Consider the following 24,202-nt stretch of genomic DNA (forward strand, 5'->3'; position numbering starts at 1 on the left):
CCGGTTCCGCCCGTACCACGCCCCGGGCCGTGCCCGGCGGCCCCGGCCGAGTGGGCCGCCGAGTCGCCGTATCCGCCCCGTACCGCCGCACCGCTGAGGAGTTCCCGCTGTGACCGCCGTCCTCGTACCCGTGGCCCTCGACGTCCTGGTCGTCCGGGAACCCACCGCGCCGGCCGACTGGGCACACACAGCCCTGGACCGCCCCACCCCACCGGCCAGCGGCCGGGTGCACGCAGACCTGCTGCCGGCCCCGTTCACCGCCCGTGCGCAGGCCCGCCCCGTCGGGGCCCACCTGCACTGGGGACTGCCTGACGGGCTGACCCAGGGCGTGGCCGACGAAAGCGGCGCCACCTCGTTTCGGCCCGTGCCGGACCGGTGGCTGGTCGTCCGGCTCTCCGGGCCCACGGACGGGCAACAGCCCCGGTCGGTGCATGCCTGGCTGCTGCCGTACGCGGGCGCGATCGACCCCGTCCGGGTCGACGACGCGCTGTCCGGGCCGACCCTGCCCGCACCCGGTCCCACACCGAAGTCGCCGCTGACCGCCCTCGGGCACGGCGACCTCGGCTGGGCGGGCTACTACGACAACGTCACCAACCGGTTCGCGCTGCACGACGAACTCACCGGCGTCACCGGACCGGTGGCGTACCTGGTGCTGGGCTGGTACACCAACCCGGCGCAGGACCCGCTGAAGGTCACCAGCGAGGTGGAGCACACGCGGCGGATGGAGGAACTCGGCTGGGAGATCCACCCGCCGCGTCCGACCGGACAGCCCGTGCCGGACCGGTCCGTCTACCATGCGGCCGCCATCGCGATCGGCTGGCCCACCCCGAGTTGGCCGGGTGACGGCGGGCTCCTCGGCCAGGAGACGGACTACCGGCCGGCGGCGCAGAGCGTCACGCTCGCCATCGGCGAGACCCTGGCCGAGTCACTGACCGCTGTCACCGCAGAACCTGACGACCAGTTCGCCGCTGCCCGGCTCGTGGAGGGCCTACTGCTCGGGGCGCTGGCTGACGCCGACGGGACGGACGCGGACGCCCAGCTGGACGCCGACCTGCACCAGGCGCGGTTCGGTTCGGCACCCGCCGCTGCCGGTAACGAGTACATCTGGCAGCCGGCCACCGACGGCGCCGATGGTGGCTCGTTCGTCCAGGTGGAACGGACCGCTCCCCGGGTGTGGCACGCGCTGGAACCGGCGTTGGCGGTCTCCGGCAGCGGGCGCAGTCCGAAACACGGTTCCGACGGCCGCTACTCCGACCTTGGTACCCTGCTGTGCCGGCTGGAGGGCCAGGCACTGCGGGCCTTCGGGTTGGCCGGCGGCAACCCCGGTCGAGGTGCCGATGCCCTGCCGCCCTCGCCGCTGGCCGGGCTTCCCACCGCGTACGGGGTGCCGACCGCCGCCACCGAACTGCTGGTCGAGTTGGCCTGTCTCGACCCCGGCTCGGCACCGGACCTGGCCCAGGGCACCGACACGCAGCCAGCACCGGTGGCCGCGGCGCGGGCGGCCTGGTGGGCGGCGTTCGACCCGGACCACGACGACCCGACCCTGCCCCCGCCGGGGGCCACCATCGAGGGGACACTGCCCAGCCCGGTGGGGGTGACACCACCGAGCCGGCCGTGGAACCCGCTGCTGTTGGAGTGGGAGGCGAGCTACCTGCCCTCCCCGCGGGGGGCGCACGACTGGCGGCTGGACGACACCGACTTCGTACTGCCGGGCCCGGTGCAGCGGCCAGCGGAGGAGCGGGCCCGGGTACTGCGGGGGCGAGTCATGCTCTCCCCAGCTGCCGGTACCCTCCTGGACCCCGCCGGACCCGGTGCCGACGAGCGGGACCTGCTCGGTGGCGAACTGACCGGCATCGCCGCGCAACTGCGCGGAGACCCGACCGGAGCGGTGGTCGACGCCCCGGACGCCCCGGACACGGCGACCCCGGCACCGACGCCGCAGCCTGCAGACTTCGTCGCGCTACGCGCCGGTTTCCTGCGGCTGGACCGGGCCCGACTGGTCGACGGCTTCGGCCGGTACCTGGAAATGCTGGGTGCGACCGTGCCAGTGCCGGCGCAGGTGCGTACCGGTGTGACCCTGACGGTGCCCGGGCAGCCGGACCTGGCGGCGCTACGCCCCAGGTTCACCGCACCGGCCCGGGTGTTGCTGCGGTTCGCCGACGCCACCGGGACATTGCGCGATGCCAGCGCCGGGGTGAGCCCGGTCTGCGGCTACCTGGTGCCGTCGACGACGGACCGCACGCTGGAGTTCTTCGACGCCGCCGGAAACGCGTACGGACGGCTGCGCCCCGACCCGGAGCGGGTGACCGCATGGGAGGAGGACCCGGGGCGGCCGGCCACGCTGGGGGCCGCACCGAGCCGGTTCCTGCCCAACACCTACCTGGGTCGTTTCGCCGACGGGCTGCTGGCCGCCGACAACGCGCTCGCCGCGGCCCGACGCGACGGACGGGGCGCAGGCACCGGGCAGAGCGCCCTCGAAGCGTTGCTACGGGCCCTGGACACGACCCGCTGGACGGTGGACCTGACCGGCCGCTCCGGCGACGAGCACCTGGCGCTGTTGCTGGGCCGTCCGGTCGCGGTGGTACGGGCGTACGTGAAGGTGGAGGTGGAGGACCCCCGGCAGCCGGCGGAGAACAGCACCACCGGGGTGCCGGTACGGCTGGGTGACCTCGTCCGCAGCCAGGACGGACTGCTGGCGTACTGCGTGGGCGACACGATGGACCGGTGCCACCTGGTCGACCCGGCGGTGGCGCTGCTGGCGCCCGGGCTGCCGGACGACTCGGGGGCTGCCGCCCCGCCCGGAGCCGATCCGCTTTACTCGTCCTACCTGGACACCTCGGGGACGTTCACCGTGACCCCCGGGGTGCCGGTGCCGGTGACCCTGCTGATGGCACCCGGGTCGGACGTCCACATCACCACCGGGCTGGTCCCGCAGAAGGGCATCGGCCTGCTGCGGGAGTGGACCGGGCAGGCGCTGTCCCGGCTGTCGCCCGCCCTGCGCTACGGGCCCGTGCTGCGGGAGGCCACCGACACCCGGCTGCCGCTCCCGCAGGACGTACGGGGAGTGTGGACCTGGCACCGCCGGCCCGAGCCGGGTGTTTGGGCGACCGACGAGGTCGTCGCCACCACGGTGGATGCCCGCCTGCCGGACGAACCGGCGATGACCAGCGAGGGTTGGCTCCAGGTGGCGCTGGCACCGGACACCTCGTACTTCGACAGCGCCGTACCGGTGCAGATCACCTGCATCCGTAGCACCGGATCGTCGAGCAACCGGACGGTGACCGCGCTGGGCGGTACGAACGCCGACGGCACCCACTTCCTCATCCCGGTGGCCGAGGCGATCGACTTCATCACCACCGGCCGGTTCGCGTTCTACATCGAGCAGTCCGGCACCACCCGTACGGAGATCCGGGTGGTCCGCCCGAAGAACGGTCGGCCCTACCTACGTACGGTGGCCGATGGCAGTTCACCGAACAACCTGGACCAGATGCCCGAGTGCAGTCACGTGTAGCTGTCGCGCGGGTGGTGGTGTCCGGCCACCACCCGCACCGGTCCTGATCCAGGGTGCGCTCTGCCGCACTCCCGATCCCGTGGCGACGGTCCGCAGCCGTGAACGGCGACACTTCCACCTGCCTCCGGCGTACGACCCGGATGGCGTCGTCACCACGCCCTCACGACGAGGTGGTGAAGCAAACGAACTGGGCGACCTCACACATCCGGAGCCCTTCGTAGAGCCGGCGTGGCACCGGGTATCCGTCGTCGCCCCGAGGGCCGACGACAGCCTGTGTGGCACCGAGGTCGCGGGCGGCCCGCAGAATCTCGGCGCACAGGGCGCGCGCCAGGCCACGTTCCGTGTGGTCCGGGGCGGTCCCGACCGGCTCGAACAACACCGACCCTGATTCCGCGTCGAGCCATCCCAACCCGAAGGCGGAGAGTGAACCGTCGGCCGCCACAGCGACCATGTCCAGATCCCCCCGATACACCGGTGTCGCCGTGACGGCACGGTGCTTGTCGACCGAGTAGCTCGAACCGGCCTCGTCGCCGGTTACCGGCAGGTTCAACATCCGCTTGATGCGTACGGGGTCCCAGCAGCGGCGATGCACCTCGACTCGTGCTACGAACTCGTCAGCACGGACGGGGCGGATCGAGTAGCCGTCGGGTACGGGGTGCGCTGCCAGGTCGGAAAGGTCCGTGAGATCCCGCCACAGTTGCGCGTACCACGGCCCATGGGATTCGCGGAAGCCGTGAGCTGTCAGGGCGTCGACGAGACCGGTGTGCTGTCGGGATACCTCCACCGTCACCCGGGGTGTGGCATGAAGTAGCTCGTTGATTGCGTCCGCCATCTGCGCTGGCGTGCTCTGCGGTGACATGTGCAGCGAGGCTGTCGCGGGCTGTTCGGCCGTACCTGACAGCCATGTGTCGGCGAAGCCGACGAGGGGATCACCCCATGCGAGAGTGACGTCAGGGACCGGACTGCCATCCCCGTGAGCGTCCGCCCATGCGACGTTGCCGACGTGCAGTCGCTGCTGCGGGGTCCAGGTTCGCCCGACACAGGCCAGACGCGCGGCGAGATCAGCGGTATCCACCAGGCAAGTCCGCCAAGAGCGTTCCGTACGGTCAAGCGAATTTTCCATATGGCCTGAACCTGCTCACGGCGTTCCCGGACCTACTGGGTCGTCGGCTCCGGGACGACGGTGGTCTCGGCGGCGCGGGTGTCCGGCAGCCGCGTGCGGTTGCCGGACACCGATAGCCGCCGGAGCGCATCGCGTTCCGGCGGCCGGCGTCGTCAGCCGTTGTCGATCAGGCTGGCGATCTCGTTGTAGATCAGGTGGGCCTTGGCACCCTGGTTCGACGGACAGCCGCCGAGGTGGTGCAGGGCGATCACCCGGTGGCTGGCGTTCAGCACCGGAGAGCCCGAGTTGCCGCCCGAGGTGTCACAGCTGTAGCTGATGTTCCAGGTGTTGTAGTTCGCGTTCTTCACCGTGCACAGCGTGCCACCCTGGGTGTCCTCGTAGATCGACAGCCGCTTCGGGCTGCCGTCGCCGTGACCCGGGATGTACATCCGGGTGCCGGTGGTGGTGGCGGTCGTCGCCAGGTACAGCGTGCCGAACCCCTGGATGCTGGCGAAGTTGTTCACCGAGTACAGGGCGTAGTCCAACTCGCCCGAGCCGCCGGTGCTCACCCGGTACAGCGTGGCGCCGCTGACCTTGGTGCCAGCCCCCGGGTTGTTGCCGCCGCAGGTGGCGCACTGGTAGTTGAACTGCATCTCACTACCGCTGACCTGGGACTGGGTGGAGAAGCAGTGCTTGTTGGTCAGCATCCGGTTGGTGTTGCCGACCCGCCAGGTCGTACACATCCCGCCACCGCTGATCAACAGTCGGGCCACGGCGTTGCCCCTGGCGAACTCGGTGGGGTGGCTGCTCTGGTAGCAGACCACGTCGCGGCGGGCGTCGGTGCTGCAGACGGACTGGGTGGAGAAGTTGTTCTCGGCGAGTTCCACATCGTCGTAGCCGCGCCAGAGCCGGTCGATGGTCGCGGCCTGGCCGCCCCAGCGGCGGGTGCTGTGCAACTGCACCACCGCGGTGTCGCCGTCCACCGACATCGCCCAGAAGCCAGGCTGCCCGTCGGTGGTGTAGTCCGAGCCGGTCGCCCGATCAAGGTGGCGATCGTACCGGTAGCTTTCCCGACCGTCGGGGCTGGACACGGTGACGTAGTCGCCGTCGGCCAGCCGCAGTGACTTGAAGTGCACCTTGACGTACGCCGCGCCGGGGTGCCGGATGACCTGCGTCCGGCCGTCCCGGGCGTACGACAGCGAGCTGTCGACGGTACGCAGTTCACCGACGGTGGTGACACCCTCCGCAGAGAACTGTTCCGACTCGGGAGCCCGCTCGGACTGGGGTGCGAGGGGCTGATCCGCGTACGCCGCGGTAGCGGGTGCCGACAGCAGGCTCAGCCCGAGCGTGCAGGTGCTGAGCACGACCGCCGCCGTTCGCAGGCGGCGCATGGCATGGTTCATCGTCGCTCCTCCCCAAGAAAACGGCACTTCACTGTGCTTGCAGCCTTCATACACGAAGTTAATAGATTAATACAAGGTTATCGATGTGTTGGGCGCTGGTGGGTCCGCTTCGAACCGACCGCCCAGACCTACCTGCGGCGGCCGTTGCCGAAGCCGTACGCCGTGCAGCGGGACGGACGTCGTGCAGCGGGGCGGACGTCGTACCGCTCGGGGGCACGGCTCAGCTGATCGTGCCGATCTGCTGAAAGCTCGTGGCCCCGCCATCGGGCGGGGCCACGACTTCTCCGTATGCCGGACCGGCCTACGGCGTCCGGCCCGGTGGTGCCCGGTGCCGAGCGGCCGTCGGTTGCCGAACGTTCAGTGGTTGCAGTACCAGGTGGCGTAGTAGGTGTCGGCGGTGTCGCCGTCGGAGCCGCCGTTGTTGTCCGCCCACCAGATGATGCCGGTGCTGGTGATCTGCTTGACGTAGTGGTTTCCGGTCAGGTGCCGGTGTCCCCAGGCCTGCGAGGGCGCCTCCGCGCCCGGGTTCGAGTTGATGGTGATCTGGCTGCCGGTGTCGCAGCCGGCCGATGCTGCGGCCGGTGCGGACAGGGGCAGGACGGTGAGAACCACGATCGCCGTGACAGCGAGGGCGCGGACGGCTGGTCGATGCTGCATGGAACACCCCTAACGTCGACAGGTGCCGACAGCGAAGCATCAGCCACGAAATCAACTCAACGTTCTGTCGACTTGTCGCTACCCGCGCAGCAGCTCCCTGCGGGCCGCCCGGACCGGATCCGGGCGATTCCGCCGCGCCTACGGGTAGCGCCTGGAGGATGGCCGACCGGCGTCTCCGTCGGCCATCGACCGGTACGTGACCTCGCCCGGTTCAGAGCACGTCGGGTTGGGTCAGTTCGGCCAGCCATTCGGCGGGCGCGGCGCGGATGTCGTCATCGAGCGGCAGGGCCGAGCCGTCCAACGCGCGGGACCAGGCCAGCGCTCGGCTGATCCGGGTCACCCGGCAGGCCAACGTGGCCGAGCGGCGCAGCATCGCCGTCCCACCCGGCCAGCCCGACAGGTAGGCGTCGCGTAACCGGGCCAGCTCGGGGGCGCCGGGTGAGAGGTCGAAGGTGTGCGTCGCGGCCGACAGCGCCACCAGCAACGTCCCGAATGGGTGCGCCACACTGGCGTCGCCCCAGTCGAAGAACCGGTACCGCCCACTCTGGTCGGCCTTCGTTGATGCGAAGACGTTGCCGTCATGCAGGTCATCGTGTTGCAGCGAGGCGGGTAACCCGTCGGCGCCGAGTTCCTCGCACCAGTGAAGGACATCCGGCATCACGGCCGTGACGGCAGCCGCCCGGTCTGGGCCGAGGTCGGCGCGTACCACCGGGTCCTGCAGCAGTCGGTCCAGCAACTCGGGCATCGCGGTTGGGCGTTGATCCGGCACGCCGAGTGCGACCATCGCATCGACCCGGGGCGCCAGGGTCCGCTGTAGCTCGGCGTACTCCTCGAGTAACGCCGCCCAGCGGTTCAGGGCGGCGTCCCGGGTGGGCGCGTCGTCGGTCGCCCGATCTTGAGCCGACGCCTCGCGAAGAGTGGTGCCCGCGTCGGCGGTGAGCAGCCAGCCACGCCCCGGATGCAGGGCGACCGGGGTCGGTACGGACTCCGGTACCCAGCCGGCCAGCGCTTCGGCCAGGCGCACCTCGTACCGGCAGTGGAAGGTGTTGGCCTTGAACCAGTACCACCCGCCGGCGGTCGGCACGCGACAGGTCACGGACCAGGGGCGTACGCGGAACTGCTCGATGGGGCCCGTGACCGGCGTTCCCCGTTCGGCGAGTCGGGCGGTGATCCACTGATCTGCCCCTGCCCGCCACACCGGGTCGTGCCAGTTGTTGCCATCCACGATGGATTCCTCGGGAGCTGTCCGCACGTCGCCACCGTAGCCACTGCCCGGTGCCCTGGCACGCGGTTTTACCGCCGGCTACCCGACCTGCCCGGTTCGATGCAGGGAAGGTGGTAGGCGAAGGCGGACGTTGTGCCGGTCCGGCTACGGGCTCGACATCGGGCGGGTGGATGTCGTCAATTCTGAAGATCCATCCTGTCGCAGGATCCTTGAGTAATAGGCGATCGACAATGGCGCACCGTGCGTTGTCAAACAGAGTGATCGGAGTGTTTGATTGCGGAAACGAGGTGGGAGTGACATGCATCCTGATGTGCCGCCAAGCCCGCAGCCGCCCGCTTCACCGTCCCCGGGGATGCCTCCGCCCGGCCCGCCGGTGCCACCGGTCATGATGACGTATCCGCCGCCCCGGCAGCGGGTTAACGGCTGGGCCATCGCCGCACTGGTGCTCGGAATCCTCGGCTGTCTGCTGGTCCCGATTCCGTTGGCGATCGCGTTCGGTGTCATCGCGCTGATCCAGACACGTCGGCCGAGCGTCGGAGCGACGCCGGGTTCGGTGCACATGCCCGCCCCGGCTCCCGGCGTGGTGCAACCGCCGCCGGCGGCCACCGTACCGGGCGTGTCGGACCCAGCGGCATCGAGTTCCGGCCCGGATACGGGACCTGGCCGGGGACCGGACACGACTGGGACAGGTCCGCTCGACCCACCGGCTGGGCAGCCCACCAGCGGCCCGGCGTACCCTCCGCCGACCGTCGGGTCGGGTTCCTATCCGGTGGCCGTACCCACCACCATGGGTACGGCCACCGGTTCCGTGGCGGCGACCAGCAAGGTGATGACGATCGTCCTGGTCATCATCGGTATGATCAGCGCACTGTTGTGGGCCGGGGCATGGGCCATCGGAGTCGTCTACCTGGTTACCCGGACTGGTTGCCAGGATCCGAGGCCAGGGCACGCCAACGTGTGCACCCTGAAGCCGGGCGACTGTTTCCGGCGGCCCTCATTCAATGTGACGGTCGTCGACGTCGAACTGCGGCGCTGCGACGACTCGCACAACGGCCAGGTGGTCGGTGCGTTCACCGAAGTCGGCGACGAGTGGCCTGGCATGAGCACATTCGCTCGGCATGCCGAAACCAGGTGCCGGTCCATCGTCGACCGGAACGTGAGTAGCTCCGCCATGTCGGACTCGGCGCAACTGGGCTTTCTGGCGCCGGACAGGAACTCCTGGCGCGGTGGCATCCACAACGTGTTCTGCATCGTCTACACCGACGACACGACGTGGACCCGCTCCGTACTTCGCCCTGACGCGGACCTGTCGATCCCGACGAACTGACGACACCACCGGGCCGGTGGAAGTCGCATCACGGATGCCGACGAGCTTTGTGTCGGACTGCCCGGCTGCGAAACCGGACAGGGGTACGCTTTCTTGCGAGACGAATCGTCTCGTAAGAAAGCCGGGAGGCGTCATGAACCGCGAGGTAGTCGTCGTCATCGGGGTCGGTGGAATGGGGCAGGCGATCGCCCGCCGCCAGGGCACCGGTAGGACCGTGCTACTCGCAGACTTCAGCGAGGCCATCCTGACCGACGCCGCCGAAGGCATGCGGGGTGACGGCTATACGGTCACCGTCCAGCCCGTCGACGTCTCGTCGCACCAGTCGGTGCGTGAGTTGGCCACCACCGCCGCAGGGCTGGGCAGCGTCACGCAGGTGGTGCACACCGCAGGCCTGTCGCCGGTACAGGCACCGACCAAGGCGATCCTCGCGGTCGACCTTCTCGGCGTCGGCCTGGTGCTGGAGGAGTTCAGCCATGTGATCGCCCCCGGTGGCGCCGGCGTGGTGATCTCCAGCATGGCGGGTTACGGCGTCCAGTTGAGCGCCGAGCACGAAATCCTTCTGGCGACCACCCCGGCGGACCAACTACTCCAGCTGCCGCTGTTCGCGGCGGACACGCTCGACCCCGGCGCTGCCTATGGTCTCGCCAAACGCGCCAACCACCTGCAGGTGCAGGGGGCCAGCCGCACCTGGGGCGCGCGCGGTGCGCGGATCAACTCGATCAGTCCCGGTGTCATCGCCACCCCGATGGGGCAGCAGGAGCTCAACGGAGAGCATGGCGCCTACATGCGAGCCATGATCGAGGCCTCTGGAACGGGCCGCCTCGGTACGCCCACCGACATCGCCGACGCTGCCGCGTTCCTTCTCGGCCCGACCGCCAGCTTCATCACCGGCGCCGACCTGCTCGTCGACGGCGGTGCCAGCACGGCCGCCCGCCAGATGCGGGCCGCCGCGACAGCCTGAGACAGCCGTCGTTCCAGCGTGAATCCGACGTCACTCGCGGCCGTGGAAACACAGCGGTTGGTGACCGTTGGCAGGTGGACCTGTGGAGAGGACACCGCTGGTCGGGCGTGACCCGGGCACGCTGATTCGATCACGGTTTGTGGCTGGCATCCCGAGGTGTGGTGGACGGCGCTCTGCGGAACTGCTGGCCGGGTCACGACGGTGATGTCGGATATCTCGAGTCGACCGGGTCCCGGTGTCGGTTTCTGCGACATGGCGGCCTCTGGCTGGCTCGGGGCGCAGATTCCACGAATGGTGGGTGGCCGATATCGGGTGGTGTGCGGCAGTGAAGCGAGGGTTCCTTGAACGTGCTGAGTGGGGAAATGGAGTCTGCGCGCAGGCGGGGGGCCACGATCGCGCTGGCGTGCGTCGGGGTCTTCGTCGCCTACCTGCCGGTGGTCACCGTCGCGGTGAGCCTGCCAGCGATCCAGCAGGCGCTGGATGCCTCCACCGCGCAGCTGTCGTGGATCTCCGACGCCTTCGTGTTGCCGGTCGCGGCCCTGATCCTCACGGCAGGTGTGTTCGCGGACGTGCACGGCCGCAAGAGGGTCTACCAGGTGGGCCTGGCGTTGTGCGCCCTAGGTGCCCTGGTGGCGTTGTGCGCCCGTTCGGTCCAGCTGGTTTGGGTCGGGCAGGCACTGGCTGGGGCCGGCGCTGCGGCGTTGCTGCCGGTGACGTTGGCGTTGATCAGTCATGCGGTGCCCGATCCGCGTGAGCGCGGTAGGTACATCGGTTGGTGGACGACCTGCATGATGGCGGCCATGGCGGTGCCGCCGCTGATCGCCGGAGCGATCCTCGAACACGTGGGCTGGCGGTGGATCTTCCTGCTGCCGGTGCCGGTGGCGCTGTTGACCATGGTGGTTGCCGCACGGTTGCTGGACGAGTCCCGGGTGCACGGCAAGCGCAGACTCGACTGGCCCGGGCAGCTCACCGCAGCGGTGGCGATCACCACGTTGATCTACGGGGTGATCGAGGGCGGTGCCGAGTCGTTCTCGCATCCACGGGCACTCGTGGCCCTGACGGTGGCCGTGGTGAGCGCCGCCATCTTCGTGGCGGTGGAACTGCGTAGCAGTGCTCCGATGCTGGATCTGTCGCTGTTCCGCAGCCCGGCCTTCACCGCCTCCACGCTGGCGGCCCTGATCAGCTTCCTGGGGCTGATCGGCTTCTTCTTCGTCCTGAGCCTGTACTTCGGTACGGTGCAGCAGCTGACCACCCTGCAGTCCGGCATCCGTATGGTGCTGGTCAACGTCGTGTCCATGTTCCTGGGCCTGGTGATGGGCCGGGTGATGCGCCGCGTGTCGGCCCGGATGCTCATCACCGTCGGCCTGCTGGTCGCTGCGGTCGCCCTGCTGTGCCTGACCTCGGTCGGTCCGGACACGTCGTTCGGGTCGGTGGCCTGGCGCCTGGCACTGCTGGGCCTGGGCCTCGGGCTTGCCTTCCCGTGCATCACGAACATCGCCGTCGCCTCGGTACCGCCGCATCAGGCCGGCATGGCGGCCGCGGGCAACAACGCCCTGCGGCAGGTCGGCGGAGCGCTCGGCCCGGCCATCATGGGTGCCCTGTTGACGGTGAAGGCAGTGGGCGCACTGCCCGGCCACCTCGCCGGAGCGGGCCTGAACGGCGAGATCGCGCAGCAGATCAGGGGAGCCGCCGAAGAAAGCGGGCTCGGTGCTGTGGCCCAGCTCGACCTGGGCAGCGACACCGGCCGAGCGATGGGTGCCACGGCCGAGGCGTTCCTCGACGGCCTGCGGCTGTGTCTGTTCGTTTCGGCGATCCTGCTGGTGCTTGCCGCGCTGGCCGCCGCTGTACTGCTGCGACGGTCGCGGTCCACCACGACCCCCGTCCCTGTCCCGAACGACTCCGCATCCTCGGTGGCTGTGGAACTGGCGGAACGGACCACGCCGGGATCAAGCATGGCCCAGGACCGATCATCATCGTCGACCACGGCCGTGTCCGGTCGCGAGAGCAGTACGGTGGAGACCTTCGGGTAGGCCTTGCACCGGTGGCCGGGCTTCACGTCCTGGCTACCAGGATCCGTGCCTACAATGACCCCCTACCAGCCCCTGAGCGCCCGTCCGAAGGCCGCGCCGCGCCCCGTTCCGCACTCTGCAGGAGATGCCCTGTGGCGCCCCAGACACTCGACCAGCTCGACCTGAAGCTGCTTCAGGCGCTGGAACTCGACGGGCGGGCAGCGTTCAGCCGGATTGCTCAGGTGCTGGGTGTCTCCGACCAGACCATCGCCCGTCGGTTCCGGCGGCTGGGTACGACGGCAGACCTCCGGGTGACCGGCGTGGCCGACGACAGCCGTCTGGGCCGCGACAGTTGGATCATCCGGCTCGGCTGCACCCCCAACGTGGCCGAGCAACTGGCCTCCGCGCTGGCGAAACGTCCCGACACCCAGTACATCGACCTGGTTTCCGGCGGCACCGAGGTGATGTGCGCGATGAAACCGCGCACCCGCCAGGAACGTGACGATCTGCTCCTGGAGCGCCTCCAACGCACTCCGCGCGTCACCTCGGTCAGCGCCCACTGCATCCTGCACACCTTCTACGGTGGCCCGCACGGCTGGCTGCGCAAGATCAGCGCACTCGATCCGGACGAGGAGACCGCACTGCGTCCCCCGGTCGCCGCCCGGCCCGAAGCGCCGGTCGTACTGGATGCCATCGACGAGACGCTGCTGGCCGCGCTGCGCCGTGACGGCCGCGCCCCGCTGGCGGAGCTGCAGAAGGCCACCGGCCAGTCCGAGGCCGTGATCAGGCGACGCCTGGAACGGTTGCGCACCACCGGAGTGCTGTACTTCGCCGTCGAGTTCGATCACGAACCGCTCGGGCAGGGCGTCGGGGCGATGTGCTGGCTGACCGTTGCTCCTCAGGCCCTGGCCGAAACAGGGCGGGCGGTCGCGGAACATCCCGAGGTACGCTTCGCCGGGGCCGTCACTGGCCCGGCCAACATCGTGCTCTCCCTGATCTGCCGCACGACCGGTGACCTGTACGCGTACCTGAGCGACAAGATCGGTGGCTTGACCGGTGTCCATACGGTGGAGACCGCCCTCACCCTCCGACGGGTCAAGACCCTCACCTATCGGCCACGCTGACGCCGCAGCTGGTGAAGCACGTCCCGGCCCGTCCGACTACCGAGGGTCGTCGAAGCGGTCGAAAGACCGGACGACGTGGTCGACGTGGCGCCCTTCATGTGGCGTCAGCAGACGAGGACGACGGGGCGGCCGAGGGCGCGGATTCCAACCCGACAGTACGATGCGGGCTCCGCGCTACGGCCATTGCCGGACGCGGGAGCACGGGCAGGTGGCGTACCGGGAGAACCCAGGCGAGCCGTGGGTGATCGAGCCCCACCCCTGGCCGGAGGAGTAGGCAACGGACGGATGACAGGCGTCCACATTCCAGGCTTCGAGACCCTGGCGGCCTTCGAGACCCTGGCGGCCTTCGAGACCCTGGCGGTCCAACCTGCTCAGCTGCTGCTCGGGCGTAGTCTGTCCGCGGTGTGGGTGAGCCATCGGCTGACGATCTGCAACTCGCTGGCCGTGAACCCGTCGGTCAGCTGAGCGTTGAGGTCGGTCAGGATGACATGGGCGGACGCGACGGTGCGCTGACCGAGCGGAGTCAACGTGAGCCTCGTGGCGCGGGCGTCGTCCGGATCCGCCGACCTGGTGAGAAGACCGGCCCTCTCGAGCCGGTTGACCAGTCCGGTCATGCCGGACGGGGATGCGTCCAGCGCGGCGGTCACGTCACCGATCAGCGCCTGGTCGTGGCCTGCCAGGTAGAAGAGCACCCCGGCCCCGGCAGCGCCAATGCCGGTGTCACCGGATCGAGTGTCGATCCAGCGTCGTACCGACTTTTGCGCGGTCATGAGCTGGAACACGAGCCGGGGCAGGGAGCCGGGTTCTCTCATTCCGAAGCGTTCTCCGCGTACGTCTGTAGCCAGGTCAGTAGTTCTGGCCAGAGTGTGTCACGCACGCTGCGGCGGAGGAACCCGTGATGGCCGATCGACGGCACGCCGGCGTCGGCGGGAGAGTACGTCCGGCGTTCGACCCTGGCTGCGGTCAGGTGGTCGGTGATCACGTCGATCTGTCCGGGAGTGGCCCAGGGGTCGTCACTGACCCCGATCGCGAGGACCGGCTGGGTGATCGTGGCTGCTCGTTGCCGTGCCTGCATGGACGGATCGTCGAAGAAGTAGCCGGGGCGGCGGGCCCATTGGCCCCACTCGGACATCGCGGCTGCGGGAAGGTCCTCACCCAACCCGAGACGTCGGGCGGGGACATAGCCCAGGGCCGCGCCGAGTGCCGGACCGACCACGTTCAGCACCAGTGCCACCCGGAGCCGCTCGGTCAGGGCCGGGATCGTCCTCGTCGTGCCCGCGTGTGACGCGATGAGCGCAAATGCGGCGAGTCCCTCGGTGCCGTTGCCGAGGGCGAGGGCGTGCCCGCCGACGCTGTGCCCGACGGCGAGGTGGGGCACGTACGGGAGTTGCGCGCGCGCCCAGCCGGCGACGGCTGGCACGTCATGATCCATCCAGTCACGCATACGTAGGTCGCGGTGCTGGCGCGGGGCGCCGGACCGGCCGGTGCCGCGGTAGTCGTAGGTGACGGTGGCGATCCCGTTCTCGGCCAGGTAGGTCGCGAAGGCTGCGTAGAACCTCTCGGGCGTCGCAGTCGCGGGATGGATGACTACTGCGGCGCTGGGCGGGGTGGGCGGTAGCCGGAGCGTTCCGGAGATCCTTCCTGCTGCCTGGACCGGGACCAGGATCGTCTCGGACACCACTCCGGAACTATTTCGCATGTGAACTAATGTAGCCTGCGGCCGGGGCGTGGGCGATGCCGCGGGCAGGCACCCCGACTGATGCGTCTGGAGCTGACATGGCATGGCGCTAGCTCCGAACGTGTATAGCTGACTAAAGTCAGGCATATGGACTCGGAGCTCATTGCCGCCGTGCGGCGGTTCAACCGGATGGTCACACAGCGGGTGGGAGCACTCGACGACGAGTACATGGCCAGGGGGCGGCCCCTCGCCCAGGCGCGTCTGCTGTGGGAGATCGGCCCCGATGGCGCCGAGGTCGCGGCGCTACGAGCACGGCTCGGACTGGATTCGGGGTACCTCAGCCGGCTCCTCCGTGCCCTTGAAGGTGACGGCCTCGTCACCGTGGGTCCGGCCGACCAGTTCAGTGGCGACGGACGCATACGGGCCGCAGCGCTCACCGACACCGGCCGGGCCGAATGGGCTGAGCTCGACAAACGTTCCGATGCGTTCGCCTGGTCGCTCCTCGAACCGCTGACCGGCCATCGCCGCGAACGACTCGTTACGGCGATGGCCGAGGTCGAGCGCCTGCTTGTCGCGTCGATGGTGACCATCGATCCCTGTCCTCCCGGCGACCCACGGGCCAGGGCTTGTGTGCGGGCCTACGGTCGGGAGATCGCACGGAAGTTCGACGAGGGATTCGACCCGGCGCTGAGCAACCCGCTCCACGACGAGGAACTCGTCCCGCCGGCCGGCGTGTTCCTGCTCGCCACCCTCAACGCCGAGCCGGTCGGATGTGGTGCGGTCAAGCTCCACCGTGACGCACCCGCCGAGATCAAGCGTGTCTGGGTGGCGGACACCGTGCGTGGGCTCGGAATCGGGCGTCGGATGCTGGCCGAACTGGAACGATACGCCGCTGAACGTGGCTGGACCGCTGTCCGGCTCGACACCAATCGCAGCCTCACCGAGGCCATTGCGATGTACCGTTCGGCCGGCTACCGCGAGATCGAGCCGTACAACACCGAGCGCTATGCCGACCACTGGTTCGAGAAGCACCTGGTGACCTGACGGCACAGGCACCCGGTCGCGGGGACTCTGCCGGCCCGCGCGACCGCGCTGGGAAGTTCGGGGCAGGCGTGAGACCTGGCGTACGGGAGCAGTGGCTCTCCTGTCTGCGATGCTCGGCGGGGAGTGCAGCGGAGGTGCGAGTTCTTTGGACCGTTCCTCGTAGACCGAAGGTCTCCACGGTGGATGGCTGCTCCTCAGCAGGGCGTTGGCGCTGATCGGCGATTGCGACGCGGCCCTAGACTCTTGACCCATGCGCCAGGGCGTCTTTGGCTACGACGTATGTGCCAGATCCACCGTTCCGGCTGCGATGGCACTCTTGGGTGACCTGGCCCGGCAGGGCGAGCTGCACCCGCTGATCGTCGACGTGAAACAGTTGCCGTCCGCGCCGGGCGCGCTACGCAGTTTCGCGATCACCGACCAGATGAGGTGGGGCTCGCTGAAGTTCAAGATCGTATACCGTGCTGACGTACTTGCCGAGAGTGCCTCTGAGCTGCACATGGTTGCCCGGCAGCCGCCCCGGGTCTCCGTGGACAATCGGACCGTCGTGGCCGACCAGGGGGACGGCACCATCCACATCAGGGTGACGATCACCTTGACTGCACCGTCGTTGCTGTTCGGCTATGCATTCCGACAGGCGGAAGCAGCCCACCGGCGGCTGGGGGAGCAGATCAGGCTCGTCCTGGAGGCGTAGCAGTCGGCATGACCGTCCGTATCCCGCTCGGTATCCGCGATGATTCCTGAAGCATCGCGACCCTGTGCGGTCCAGGCCGCGACCCGGAGCTGAAAGCGTTCGCTGGGCATACTCGCCCCCATCCTTCCGGTGCGGGGGCAAGCCGATTCTTGACCGAGCTGATGCACCACTTGCTGCACCGGGATCTAGATAGTGTCCTAGGATGCCTTAGCGATGGTTCCCTATACCACAGAGCTGGCAGCGCTGCGATTGTCCAACAGCGGATATGCCGCTGTGTGTGCCCGGGTAGCCCAGTTCCAGTCGACAACGCGGAGGAGCGGAGTGCAGGTCCATTAGCGGTTGGCCACCGCTTCTCCCGGCTGGCCGTGCCAACTGTCCGTCCGTCGTTGTCGTGGGTTAGCAACGTATGGGAGTCCATGCTGCTCCGATATCACCGGACAGCAGACTCTCAACGGTTCATGACCCGTCGGCGGACCGGATCGATGTTCCTGCCGCCAATCCCAACAGATCCAGGCCCCACGATCTCCAAGTTAGCATCCTAGGATGCCGTACGGGTTGTGCATCCTTGCATACCCGTACGGGCTACGACAACGACCGGTCCAGGGCTTGATGGCCGGGGATCTTCGTCGGTCGGTGGCCGCCGTCTGGATCAGTGCTGGCGGTTACGGAGCTGCCTCGACCTCGGTGGACTGCGGTCGTCCGGCGGTGAGTTCGGGGACGTGCTTGTAGAGGGTGGAGGGACTGACGCCGAGGAGCCGGGCGATGGAGGCGACGCTGTTGCCGGCTCGGCGAGCAGTTGGCGGGCTTGGTGGTGTCCAGCGCTTCGTGGAGGGACCGAAACCCGACGCCCCGGGTCGGCGGAGTTCGCCGACGATGGTGATGAGGTCTTGGAGTGATCGGGCGAGCCGGTCGAGGTTCTGGCTGCGGCGAACGTGAGGCACCGCGGGTCCTGCTGGCCACCCGTCAGGGCACCGTCACCCCGAACGACGGCGGTAGGTGCCGCCACGCGCAACCGCTGGTCAACACGAACACGATCGCCGTGAACATCGCCCGATCCGTCCACCCGCGACATCACAGTGGATAAAGCTGGCCTTTCAAGATCTGTAGTTGCCGTTCCGGTCGGCAGTGCTATCAGTCGTTGACGGGTGGGTTCTGCCCTGGGTGGACTAGCCCGGTCTCATAGGCGTACACCACGATCTGCACTCGGTCCCGCAGGTGGAGCTTGGCGAGGATGCGCCCGACATGGATCTTCACCGTTCCCTCTACCACCCGCAACGCGTCGGCGATCTCCGCGTTGGTCCGGCCTCGGGCAACCTCCAGCAGAACCTCGCGCTCCCGGTCGGTGAGCCGGTCCACCTCATCAAACATGGCGGAAGGTCCGCTCGATGGACCCGGTATGTACGCGGCGAACGTGTCGATGAGTCGGCGGGTGGCGCTGGGCGCGACGACGGCGTCGCCGATCGCCACCGCCCGGATGCCAGTGAAGAGGTCGGTCGGCGGGACGTTCTTGAGCAGGAACCCGCTCGCACCGGCCCGCAGCGCGGCGAAGGCATACTCGTCAAGGTCGAACGTGGTCAGGACGAGGACCCGCGACGGGAGCCCGGCGGCCACGATACGACGGGTGGCTTCGAGGCCGTCCATGACCGGCATCCGTACGTCCATCAGAATGACATCGGGGCGCAGCGCGCGGGTCATCGTGACGGCCTGTGCGCCGTCTCCCGCCTCTCCGACCACCTCGATATCGGGTTGGGTCTCCAGGGCCATCCGGTACCCAAGGCGCTGCAGTGGCTGGTCGTCGACGAGCAGGACGCGGACCATCAAGTACCTCCCCGGTTTTCGGTGAGGCTCAGCCGTGCCCGGACCCGCCACCCGTCGCCGGGTAGCGGGCCGGCTTCGGCCCGGCCGCCGTAGACCGCGACCCGCTCGGCGATGCCCGCCAGGCCATGTCCAGTGGTGGTGCCGGCGGTCGACGGGCTGTCCGCACGCCGCGCCCCGTCGTCGACGACCTCCACCTCAACACCATCGGCCGTGGAGGCAATCCGGATCCGCACCGTGACGCCCGGACCAGCGTGCTTGAGCGTGTTGGTCAGCGCCTCCTGCACGATCCGGTAGATGGTCAGGCCCACCCCCGGCCCCCAGGTCTCCGGTGTGCCGTCCCTCGACAGCATCACCCGCACGCCGGTTGCGCGGACCTGCGCCAATAGTGTCTCCAGGTCATCAAACCCGGGCTGCGGGGCGAGGCCCACTTCAGGCGTACGTGCCGGTCCGCCGTCGCGGAGGATGTCGAGCAGGCGGTGCATCTCGACGAGGGCCTGCCGGCCGGTGGCCGCGATCGTGGCGAGGGTGTCGGCGGCGCGCTGCGGCGCGGTGAGCGCGGTCAGTCCGGCTCCGTCAGCGAGTGCGACCATGACCGACACGTTGTGCGCAACGATGTCGTGCATCTCCCGGGCGATACGGGCCCGCTCGGCAGCCGCGGCGAGTCGGGCCTGCTGGTCACGCTCGCGGCCCAGCCGTCGGGCCCGGTCCCGCAGCTCCAGCAGGTACGCCTGCCGCGTCCGCAGAGCCACACCGAGTAGCACGACGGCGACTAGGCTTACGGTGAGCACCGCCAGCTCCGAACCGGGCAGATGACCTCGGAGCGCGGCCAGCAGCAGGGTCAGCTCGACCGCCGTCACTCCCGGCCATGTCTGACGCCACGGACGGTGCCGGGCGGTGCTGTAGACCGCCACGAGGATGACCACCACGGGGTAGACGAAGTCGGCGCGGGCCGTGAACCAGGCCGCCACGGCGAGTCCGTAGACCATCCAGAATGCAGCGACCGGCGCCCGCCGCCGCCACACCACCGGAAGGTGTACGGTTCCGAACAGCAGCCAGTCGGCGAGGCCGGGTCCGGCGTCGGCGGTGACGAGTCCGTTGGCCAGCGCGAGGACGGTGGTGACGCCGATGTCGGCCATGGCCGGATGGCGTTCTGCCACCTTCCGGATCTCATCAATAATCATCATCATAGGGAGCGTGGCCCGCGGGGGTTGAGGCGGAACAACGCAATGACGAAGACGGCGCCGAACAGCACCCCGGCGATCGCCCAGAGAACGGTGACGGTGAGCAGCCCGAACACGACCGCCACGGTCGCCTCCGCCAAGCCAGTGCCGAGGAGGAAGCGCGTCGCGGCCGTCCGGGTCACCTCCCGCAGGTGTGCGAACGCCCAGACGGCGACCACCGCAATGGCCGTGAAGTACAACACGAACAGCAGCCAGGGCACGGACAGCTCGGCCAGCGCCTGGAGCCCGACGAAGGTGGCCAGGTAGCACGCCGCTCCCGCGACCACCGGCCGCCAGACGGGTGCGTCACGATCAACATCCGGAATCAGCCGCACGGCGGACCGGAGCCGCCGTGCGGCCAGGCACAACACGACCACGAGGCCGGCCACGAACCCGAAGTGGAGCAGCACCACGCCGCCATTGGAAACCCGATCCTCACCGGCGAACAGAAACCGCGTCACGCCGAACAAGACGACGAAGGCTCCCAGCACCCAGGTGACGCGCTTCGGGAACCATGGTATGCCGGCGCTGGCCGGCATCAGCCGCTCCGTGAACAGGATCGGCATCACCACCGAGAGCAGGCCGTGCCAGGGCAGGATGTAGAGCATCCACGGGATCCGCAGTTCCGCCACCAGGCCGTAGGAGAAATAGGCGGGGATCTGGTGGTCGAGCGGATGGTACAACGTCTCGGAGAGCAGGCCCTCGTTGTAGAGGCCGTACACCGCACCCAGACACCAGAGGCTGAGCGTTCCCAGGCCGGCCCTGGTGGCGATCTCGCGGATCACCAGGAGCGGCAGCCCGTACAGGAAGACCGCGTACGAGAGGAACGTTACTGGGTTGAGGAACAGGGTCAGCGGTGTCGCCCCGCCGAGGACCTCCGCGAGCAAGGGGGCGAGCACCATCAGCAGGGCGGCCGGTCTCCCGCTCCGTCGTATCTGGGTGGTCGCGGAACTCAGTGACACCGCAGGCTCCTTTGTGGCGTGGCCGTCCCGAACATCAGGGCCTCAACCCTGTCGGGCTGCCGATGCGCTTCATCGACGAGTCGCTCTCCATCACCCCGTCGACGCTAGGCACCCCAGCCGGACCGCACGACTGCCTGACGTCGGACGATCAAGGCCACCACCTATGCCCCAGGGCATACGTCAGCGGCGGCCGGGCCCGCTTGCTTGGCGCGTAACCCGATGGTCGGCGCAGACCGAGCCGTGCAAAACGGTGGTGTCCCAGGCGACGATCTTCGCGGTCGGGTCCACGGGCGTGGACCCGAGTCAATCAGTTGGCGTCTGCTTCGTAATGTCGAAGCCGGCGGAGCGCAGGTGTGCCTCGACCAACGCGTTCAGCCGAGCCCAGGCTGGCTTTTGCTCTTCGCGGTGGTGGGCGAGCAGGTTGTACCGGATGGCGCCGTCGGTGCGGGCGTGGAGTCCAGCCGGGACGGGTAGCAGTGACGGATGGGCGAGATAGTGGTCGGCCATGGCTGCGGCGAGTTCGTCAACTCTGGGGTCGTCCGGCTTCCATTCGGCGGCACGCCACATGCGCCTGATCAAGGAGCGGTACCGGGGGTCGTCGAGCCCGCGCTCGACCCGGGAGATGTAGTCGTCGAAGCCCTCCGGCAGCAGGGCCCTGAGCAGCACCAGGCCCTCCCGGGCCATTGCCACGTCGTCCGGGGTGAAGCCAAAATCGGCGGCTACCTCGTCCAGCTTCGCGAGAACCCGGTCGGGCAGCAGGGCCCGGTCGTCGGCGAGTCGGTGCAGCATGTCCCGTCGTGCGATCAGGTCGTCGATCCGCTCGTTGAGGCGCCGCTCGACATCGGCGAGGGCAGTGGCGAACCGGTCGGGATCGGCGTCGAGGATCGCCCCGATCTCGGCCAGCGGTACGCCGGCGGCGGCCAGCGTCCGCGCCTGAACCAGCCGCAGCAGGTCGGCCGATCCGTAGCGGCGGTAGCCGGAGTTGTCGCGGCGCGGTTCGGCGATCAGCCCGTGCCGGTGGTAGTGCCGCACCGTCTTCACCGTGACGCCGGCGAAGGCCGCCGCCTGGCCGATCGTGACACCGTCGGTCATCCGTTCAGCCGACCTCCCGGTCGCGGGCGCCGGCGAGCGCGCGAACCGCGTCCGCGACGGCCCGGAAGTCCTTGCGCAGGATCGTGCCGTGGTTGCTCGCGACCTTTGCGCTCACCTTGATGTAAGGGTTGCGGGCGAGCACCGGGGTGAGGCTGGCGCGCATGCTTTCCATCTCATCACGGCTGCCGCCGAGATTGCCGCCCGTGGCGACCACGTACCGGACCGGGAAGGTCACGCTGTCCAGGACCGGTTCGAGGGCGGCGTAGATCCCGTTGAGCTCGATGTTGCTCTGGGCATGCTGCTCGGCGGACATCTTCGCGGCCATGCCCAACCTGGCGAGCATCGGCAGCAGCCAGCCCGACCGCCGCCACAGCCGCCGGATCCGCTCCTCGGCGTAGGAGAAGTCGTACGGGTACGCCCCGTCCACGGACACCACCCCCAGCACGCGGTCCGGATTCCGGTTGGCCCAGTGCAGCGCAACCGGTGCGCCGTAGGACCAGCCGACCAGCAGCGGTCGGTCCACGCCCCGTGCCGCCAGTACGCCGTCGACATCGCGGACGTTTGCCTCGAACGAATAGTCCGCCGAACGCTTCGACCGGCCGCGGGCCCGCATGTCATAGGTGATGTGCCGGTAGTCGCTGCCGAGTTCGGCGATGACGCGCCGCCAGTACGACTGGGTGGCGAACTGGCCGTTGAGGTAGACCACGCAACGGCCCGGCCCTCCGGTGTCGGTCACGGCCAGCGCGGTGTCGTCGACCGGCACCATGCCGGTCCAGGTGGAGTCGAAGCTGGTCACCCGTTCAGTGTGGATCCTGACCCAAGGTCAAGGTCAAGCCTCATGTGGGCATCCAGGCCTGCCGCCACTGCACTGTGCCGGTGCAGTGGGACGGTTGTAGGTGGCGACGCACCAACCGGTCGTACATGTGCCGCGACGTGGCCGGCGGGTTGATGCCGACGTACGTGGCGCTGTCGTCACCGATCGCCGTGCGGGAGGGCGGCAACTTCCGCCCGACCTACCGGCTCATCGCCCAGGTTCAGCGCATCCTCGACATCAACCAGATCAACACCGGCACCGAAGAAGTCGTCGATGCCGCCCGAGAATCGCTGGTCATCGGCACATAGCCCCCGCAACCGGACGGCCAACTATCGCCGAAGATCCCCGGCCATCAAGCCCTGATGTCGTCTGCCGATGAGATTGAGGCATGATCTGGCTTCTGAGCTGGGGTGCCTCAGATTGACCGGCAGAGCTGCACGCACGTTTCTGCCAGTGGAGTTGAGGCGACCGACGGGCACCGGCGAGTAAATGCGGCAGTCGCCCTTGATGCAGGCGAGTCACTCGTCGCCCCGGATGCGGGCGTGGAGGTGCATGTCGTGTCGACCGTCGGAGTGGATGGCGTCGCTGCGTTTGGTGCCCTCCAAGAGGAAACCGGCTTTGACGGCGACACGGCAGGAGGCGTTGTTGCGGGTCGAGTGATCCAGATGCAGACGGTGGAAACCAGCCTCGCCGAGTGCCCAGACGCTCAGGGCCGTCAGCGCACGGGAGGCCACACCTGCTCCACGGGCGGCCGGGAGCACCCAGTATGCGCACCCCGCGACACCGTCATTGAGATTCATTCCGCCCATGGCCATACGCCCCAGCACCTCACCGCCGCCGCGGGTCACCGCCCAACTCGCGCCCGTCTCCTCCTCCCATGCCTGGCGATACAGTTCGAACCACTCATGGACCTGGTCTTCAGATGCGGGTTGACGAGTGTGCCAGTGCTGGATCTCAGGGTCGCGATAGGCGGCGAAGAATACTGCGGCGTCGGCCGCTTCCCAGGGCCGCAGCAGCAGGCCGCCGGCGGCGGACAGCACCGGTTGCCGGCCGTTGGCGAGTGTGCCTGCGGGAATGGCGGGCGGCGTTGACAGGGTTGCGGTCACACCTCATCCTCTCTTGGCAACGATCACGGGCGTCACGTCGGCAGGGGTGGCTGCGCATCGGTGGCTGGAGGCATGATCATGCTCCTGAGCTGAGGTGCCTCAACTTAAATGGCAGAAACCGCGAGATGCCTCAGACACGCTGGCAGTGCCTCATATCAACTGGCAGACAACACCTGAAGAGCACAACATTATCGACTGAGCCAGTACCTGACTCAGTCGATAATGGCAGTTATCACTCAGGCGGCGTGGGTGGGATGAAGCCAGGTTCACGGCCGCGGCGGCTACGGGGCCGCGGCGATGACCGGCGTCGGGCTGCGGGCGTAGTCGATGCGCTTGTCGAGGTCGAGTACGAGGTGCCGTGGAGGGCGACGTTGGACCAGAACAATGGGGTCAGGCCGCGGCGATCGTGGTCGGTCATCCGGTTGGCCCAGTCGGGTTCGGTGAGGACCCGATCGACG

Annotated in this window: 21 protein-coding genes and 1 pseudogene; 8 read left to right on the forward strand and 14 right to left on the reverse strand. The window is 68.8% G+C overall.

All coding sequences use genetic code 11. From position 1 onward, the window contains the following. Nucleotides 1–109 precede the first annotated feature (109 nt). Complete coding sequence (locus ACFQ4H_RS20595) at nucleotides 110–3,511, forward strand: DUF3892 domain-containing protein (RefSeq protein WP_377572718.1); 3,402 nt, start codon at nucleotides 110–112, stop codon at nucleotides 3,509–3,511. Nucleotides 3,512–3,671: 160 nt separating this feature from the next. Here the strand turns inward: ACFQ4H_RS20595 and ACFQ4H_RS20600 are convergent, their stop codons facing one another. The 4 genes from ACFQ4H_RS20600 to ACFQ4H_RS20615 form a co-directional block, all read right to left on the reverse strand. Beyond that, nucleotides 3,672–4,370 carry a GNAT family N-acetyltransferase gene (locus tag ACFQ4H_RS20600; protein WP_377572719.1) on the reverse strand — a complete coding sequence of 233 codons (699 nt, stop codon included), beginning with the start codon at nucleotides 4,368–4,370 and terminating at the stop codon, nucleotides 3,672–3,674. Nucleotides 4,371–4,786: 416 nt separating this feature from the next. Next, nucleotides 4,787–6,016, reverse strand: coding sequence for a trypsin-like serine peptidase (locus tag ACFQ4H_RS20605; protein WP_377572721.1), 1,230 nt, complete (start codon nucleotides 6,014–6,016; stop codon nucleotides 4,787–4,789). 357 nt (nucleotides 6,017–6,373) lie between these two features. Next, nucleotides 6,374–6,673, reverse strand: a complete 300-nt coding sequence (locus ACFQ4H_RS20610; protein ID WP_377572723.1) for a hypothetical protein — start codon at nucleotides 6,671–6,673, stop codon at nucleotides 6,374–6,376. Between the two features lie 211 nt (nucleotides 6,674–6,884). Then, a complete protein-coding gene (locus ACFQ4H_RS20615) occupies nucleotides 6,885–7,925 on the reverse strand; it encodes a phosphotransferase family protein (RefSeq protein WP_377572725.1) in 1,041 nt (346 codons plus the stop codon). Between the two features lie 325 nt (nucleotides 7,926–8,250). On the opposite strand from ACFQ4H_RS20615, the gene ACFQ4H_RS20620 reads away from it, so the two are divergent. The 4 genes from ACFQ4H_RS20620 (at nucleotide 8,251) to ACFQ4H_RS20635 (ending at nucleotide 13,319) form a co-directional block, all read left to right on the forward strand. Beyond that, complete coding sequence (locus ACFQ4H_RS20620; protein WP_377572727.1) at nucleotides 8,251–9,225, forward strand: septum formation family protein; 975 nt, start codon at nucleotides 8,251–8,253, stop codon at nucleotides 9,223–9,225. A gap of 133 nt (nucleotides 9,226–9,358) precedes the next feature. Further along, nucleotides 9,359–10,186, forward strand: a complete 828-nt coding sequence (locus ACFQ4H_RS20625) for an SDR family oxidoreductase (RefSeq protein ID WP_377572729.1) — start codon at nucleotides 9,359–9,361, stop codon at nucleotides 10,184–10,186. 362 nt (nucleotides 10,187–10,548) lie between these two features. Beyond that, nucleotides 10,549–12,216, forward strand: coding sequence for a DHA2 family efflux MFS transporter permease subunit (locus ACFQ4H_RS20630; protein WP_377572731.1), 1,668 nt, complete (start codon nucleotides 10,549–10,551; stop codon nucleotides 12,214–12,216). Between the two features lie 131 nt (nucleotides 12,217–12,347). Beyond that, a complete protein-coding gene (locus tag ACFQ4H_RS20635) occupies nucleotides 12,348–13,319 on the forward strand; it encodes an Lrp/AsnC family transcriptional regulator (RefSeq protein WP_377572733.1) in 972 nt (323 codons plus the stop codon). Between the two features lie 371 nt (nucleotides 13,320–13,690). Here the strand turns inward: ACFQ4H_RS20635 and ACFQ4H_RS20640 are convergent, their stop codons facing one another. Together ACFQ4H_RS20640 and ACFQ4H_RS20645 are read right to left on the reverse strand one after the other, a co-directional pair. Next, entirely contained in the window at nucleotides 13,691–14,131 is a 441-nt protein-coding gene (locus tag ACFQ4H_RS20640) for a MarR family winged helix-turn-helix transcriptional regulator (protein ID WP_377572735.1), read from the reverse strand. Then, on the reverse strand, nucleotides 14,128–15,018 hold the full coding sequence (locus ACFQ4H_RS20645; protein ID WP_377572737.1) for an alpha/beta hydrolase family protein: 891 nt from the start codon (nucleotides 15,016–15,018) through the stop codon (nucleotides 14,128–14,130). Before ACFQ4H_RS20645 ends, ACFQ4H_RS20640 begins: the two co-directional genes overlap by 4 nt. A 126-nt stretch (nucleotides 15,019–15,144) precedes the next feature. On the opposite strand from ACFQ4H_RS20645, the gene ACFQ4H_RS20650 reads away from it, so the two are divergent. Further along, nucleotides 15,145–16,041: a bifunctional helix-turn-helix transcriptional regulator/GNAT family N-acetyltransferase gene (locus ACFQ4H_RS20650; RefSeq protein ID WP_377572739.1), complete on the forward strand. Its 897-nt coding sequence runs from the start codon at nucleotides 15,145–15,147 to the stop codon at nucleotides 16,039–16,041. A 307-nt stretch (nucleotides 16,042–16,348) separates the two neighbouring features. Continuing rightward, nucleotides 16,349–16,732 (forward strand): SRPBCC family protein, encoded by a 384-nt coding sequence (locus tag ACFQ4H_RS20655; RefSeq protein ID WP_377572741.1) that lies wholly within the window; start codon nucleotides 16,349–16,351, stop codon nucleotides 16,730–16,732. Between the two features lie 662 nt (nucleotides 16,733–17,394). Here the strand turns inward: ACFQ4H_RS20655 and ACFQ4H_RS20660 are convergent. The 7 genes and pseudogenes from ACFQ4H_RS20660 to ACFQ4H_RS20690 all read right to left on the reverse strand — a co-directional run bounded on the left by ACFQ4H_RS20660 (nucleotide 17,395) and on the right by ACFQ4H_RS20690 (nucleotide 22,620). Next, complete coding sequence (locus ACFQ4H_RS20660) at nucleotides 17,395–17,673, reverse strand: hypothetical protein (RefSeq protein WP_377572743.1); 279 nt, start codon at nucleotides 17,671–17,673, stop codon at nucleotides 17,395–17,397. Nucleotides 17,674–17,695: 22 nt separating this feature from the next. Further along, nucleotides 17,696–17,788: pseudogene (locus ACFQ4H_RS20665) on the reverse strand (transposase); the annotation flags it as partial. 75 nt (nucleotides 17,789–17,863) lie between these two features. After that, complete coding sequence (locus tag ACFQ4H_RS20670) at nucleotides 17,864–18,550, reverse strand: response regulator (RefSeq protein WP_377572745.1); 687 nt, start codon at nucleotides 18,548–18,550, stop codon at nucleotides 17,864–17,866. After that, on the reverse strand, nucleotides 18,550–19,734 hold the full coding sequence (locus ACFQ4H_RS20675) for a sensor histidine kinase (protein WP_377572747.1): 1,185 nt from the start codon (nucleotides 19,732–19,734) through the stop codon (nucleotides 18,550–18,552). Before ACFQ4H_RS20675 ends, ACFQ4H_RS20670 begins: the two co-directional genes overlap by 1 nt. Beyond that, nucleotides 19,734–20,732, reverse strand: coding sequence for a hypothetical protein (locus ACFQ4H_RS20680; RefSeq protein WP_377572749.1), 999 nt, complete (start codon nucleotides 20,730–20,732; stop codon nucleotides 19,734–19,736). Before ACFQ4H_RS20680 ends, ACFQ4H_RS20675 begins: the two co-directional genes overlap by 1 nt. A 303-nt stretch (nucleotides 20,733–21,035) precedes the next feature. Then, on the reverse strand, nucleotides 21,036–21,824 hold the full coding sequence (locus tag ACFQ4H_RS20685; RefSeq protein WP_377572751.1) for a MerR family transcriptional regulator: 789 nt from the start codon (nucleotides 21,822–21,824) through the stop codon (nucleotides 21,036–21,038). Between the two features lie 4 nt (nucleotides 21,825–21,828). Then, nucleotides 21,829–22,620, reverse strand: a complete 792-nt coding sequence (locus ACFQ4H_RS20690; protein ID WP_377572753.1) for an alpha/beta fold hydrolase — start codon at nucleotides 22,618–22,620, stop codon at nucleotides 21,829–21,831. Between the two features lie 137 nt (nucleotides 22,621–22,757). Between ACFQ4H_RS20690 and ACFQ4H_RS20695 the strand changes: the two genes are divergently transcribed. Next, the gene (locus ACFQ4H_RS20695) at nucleotides 22,758–22,946 is read left to right on the forward strand and encodes a hypothetical protein (protein WP_377572755.1); all 189 of its coding nucleotides are present in this window, start codon (nucleotides 22,758–22,760) and stop codon (nucleotides 22,944–22,946) included. Between the two features lie 210 nt (nucleotides 22,947–23,156). On the opposite strand, the gene ACFQ4H_RS20700 is transcribed toward ACFQ4H_RS20695, so the two are convergent. Then, the gene (locus ACFQ4H_RS20700) at nucleotides 23,157–23,744 is read right to left on the reverse strand and encodes a GNAT family N-acetyltransferase (protein WP_377572757.1); all 588 of its coding nucleotides are present in this window, start codon (nucleotides 23,742–23,744) and stop codon (nucleotides 23,157–23,159) included. Nucleotides 23,745–24,202: the final 458 nt, after the last annotated feature.

The organism is Micromonospora sonneratiae, assembly GCF_042679305.1.
Taxonomy (GTDB): domain Bacteria; phylum Actinomycetota; class Actinomycetes; order Mycobacteriales; family Micromonosporaceae; genus Micromonospora_H; species Micromonospora_H sonneratiae.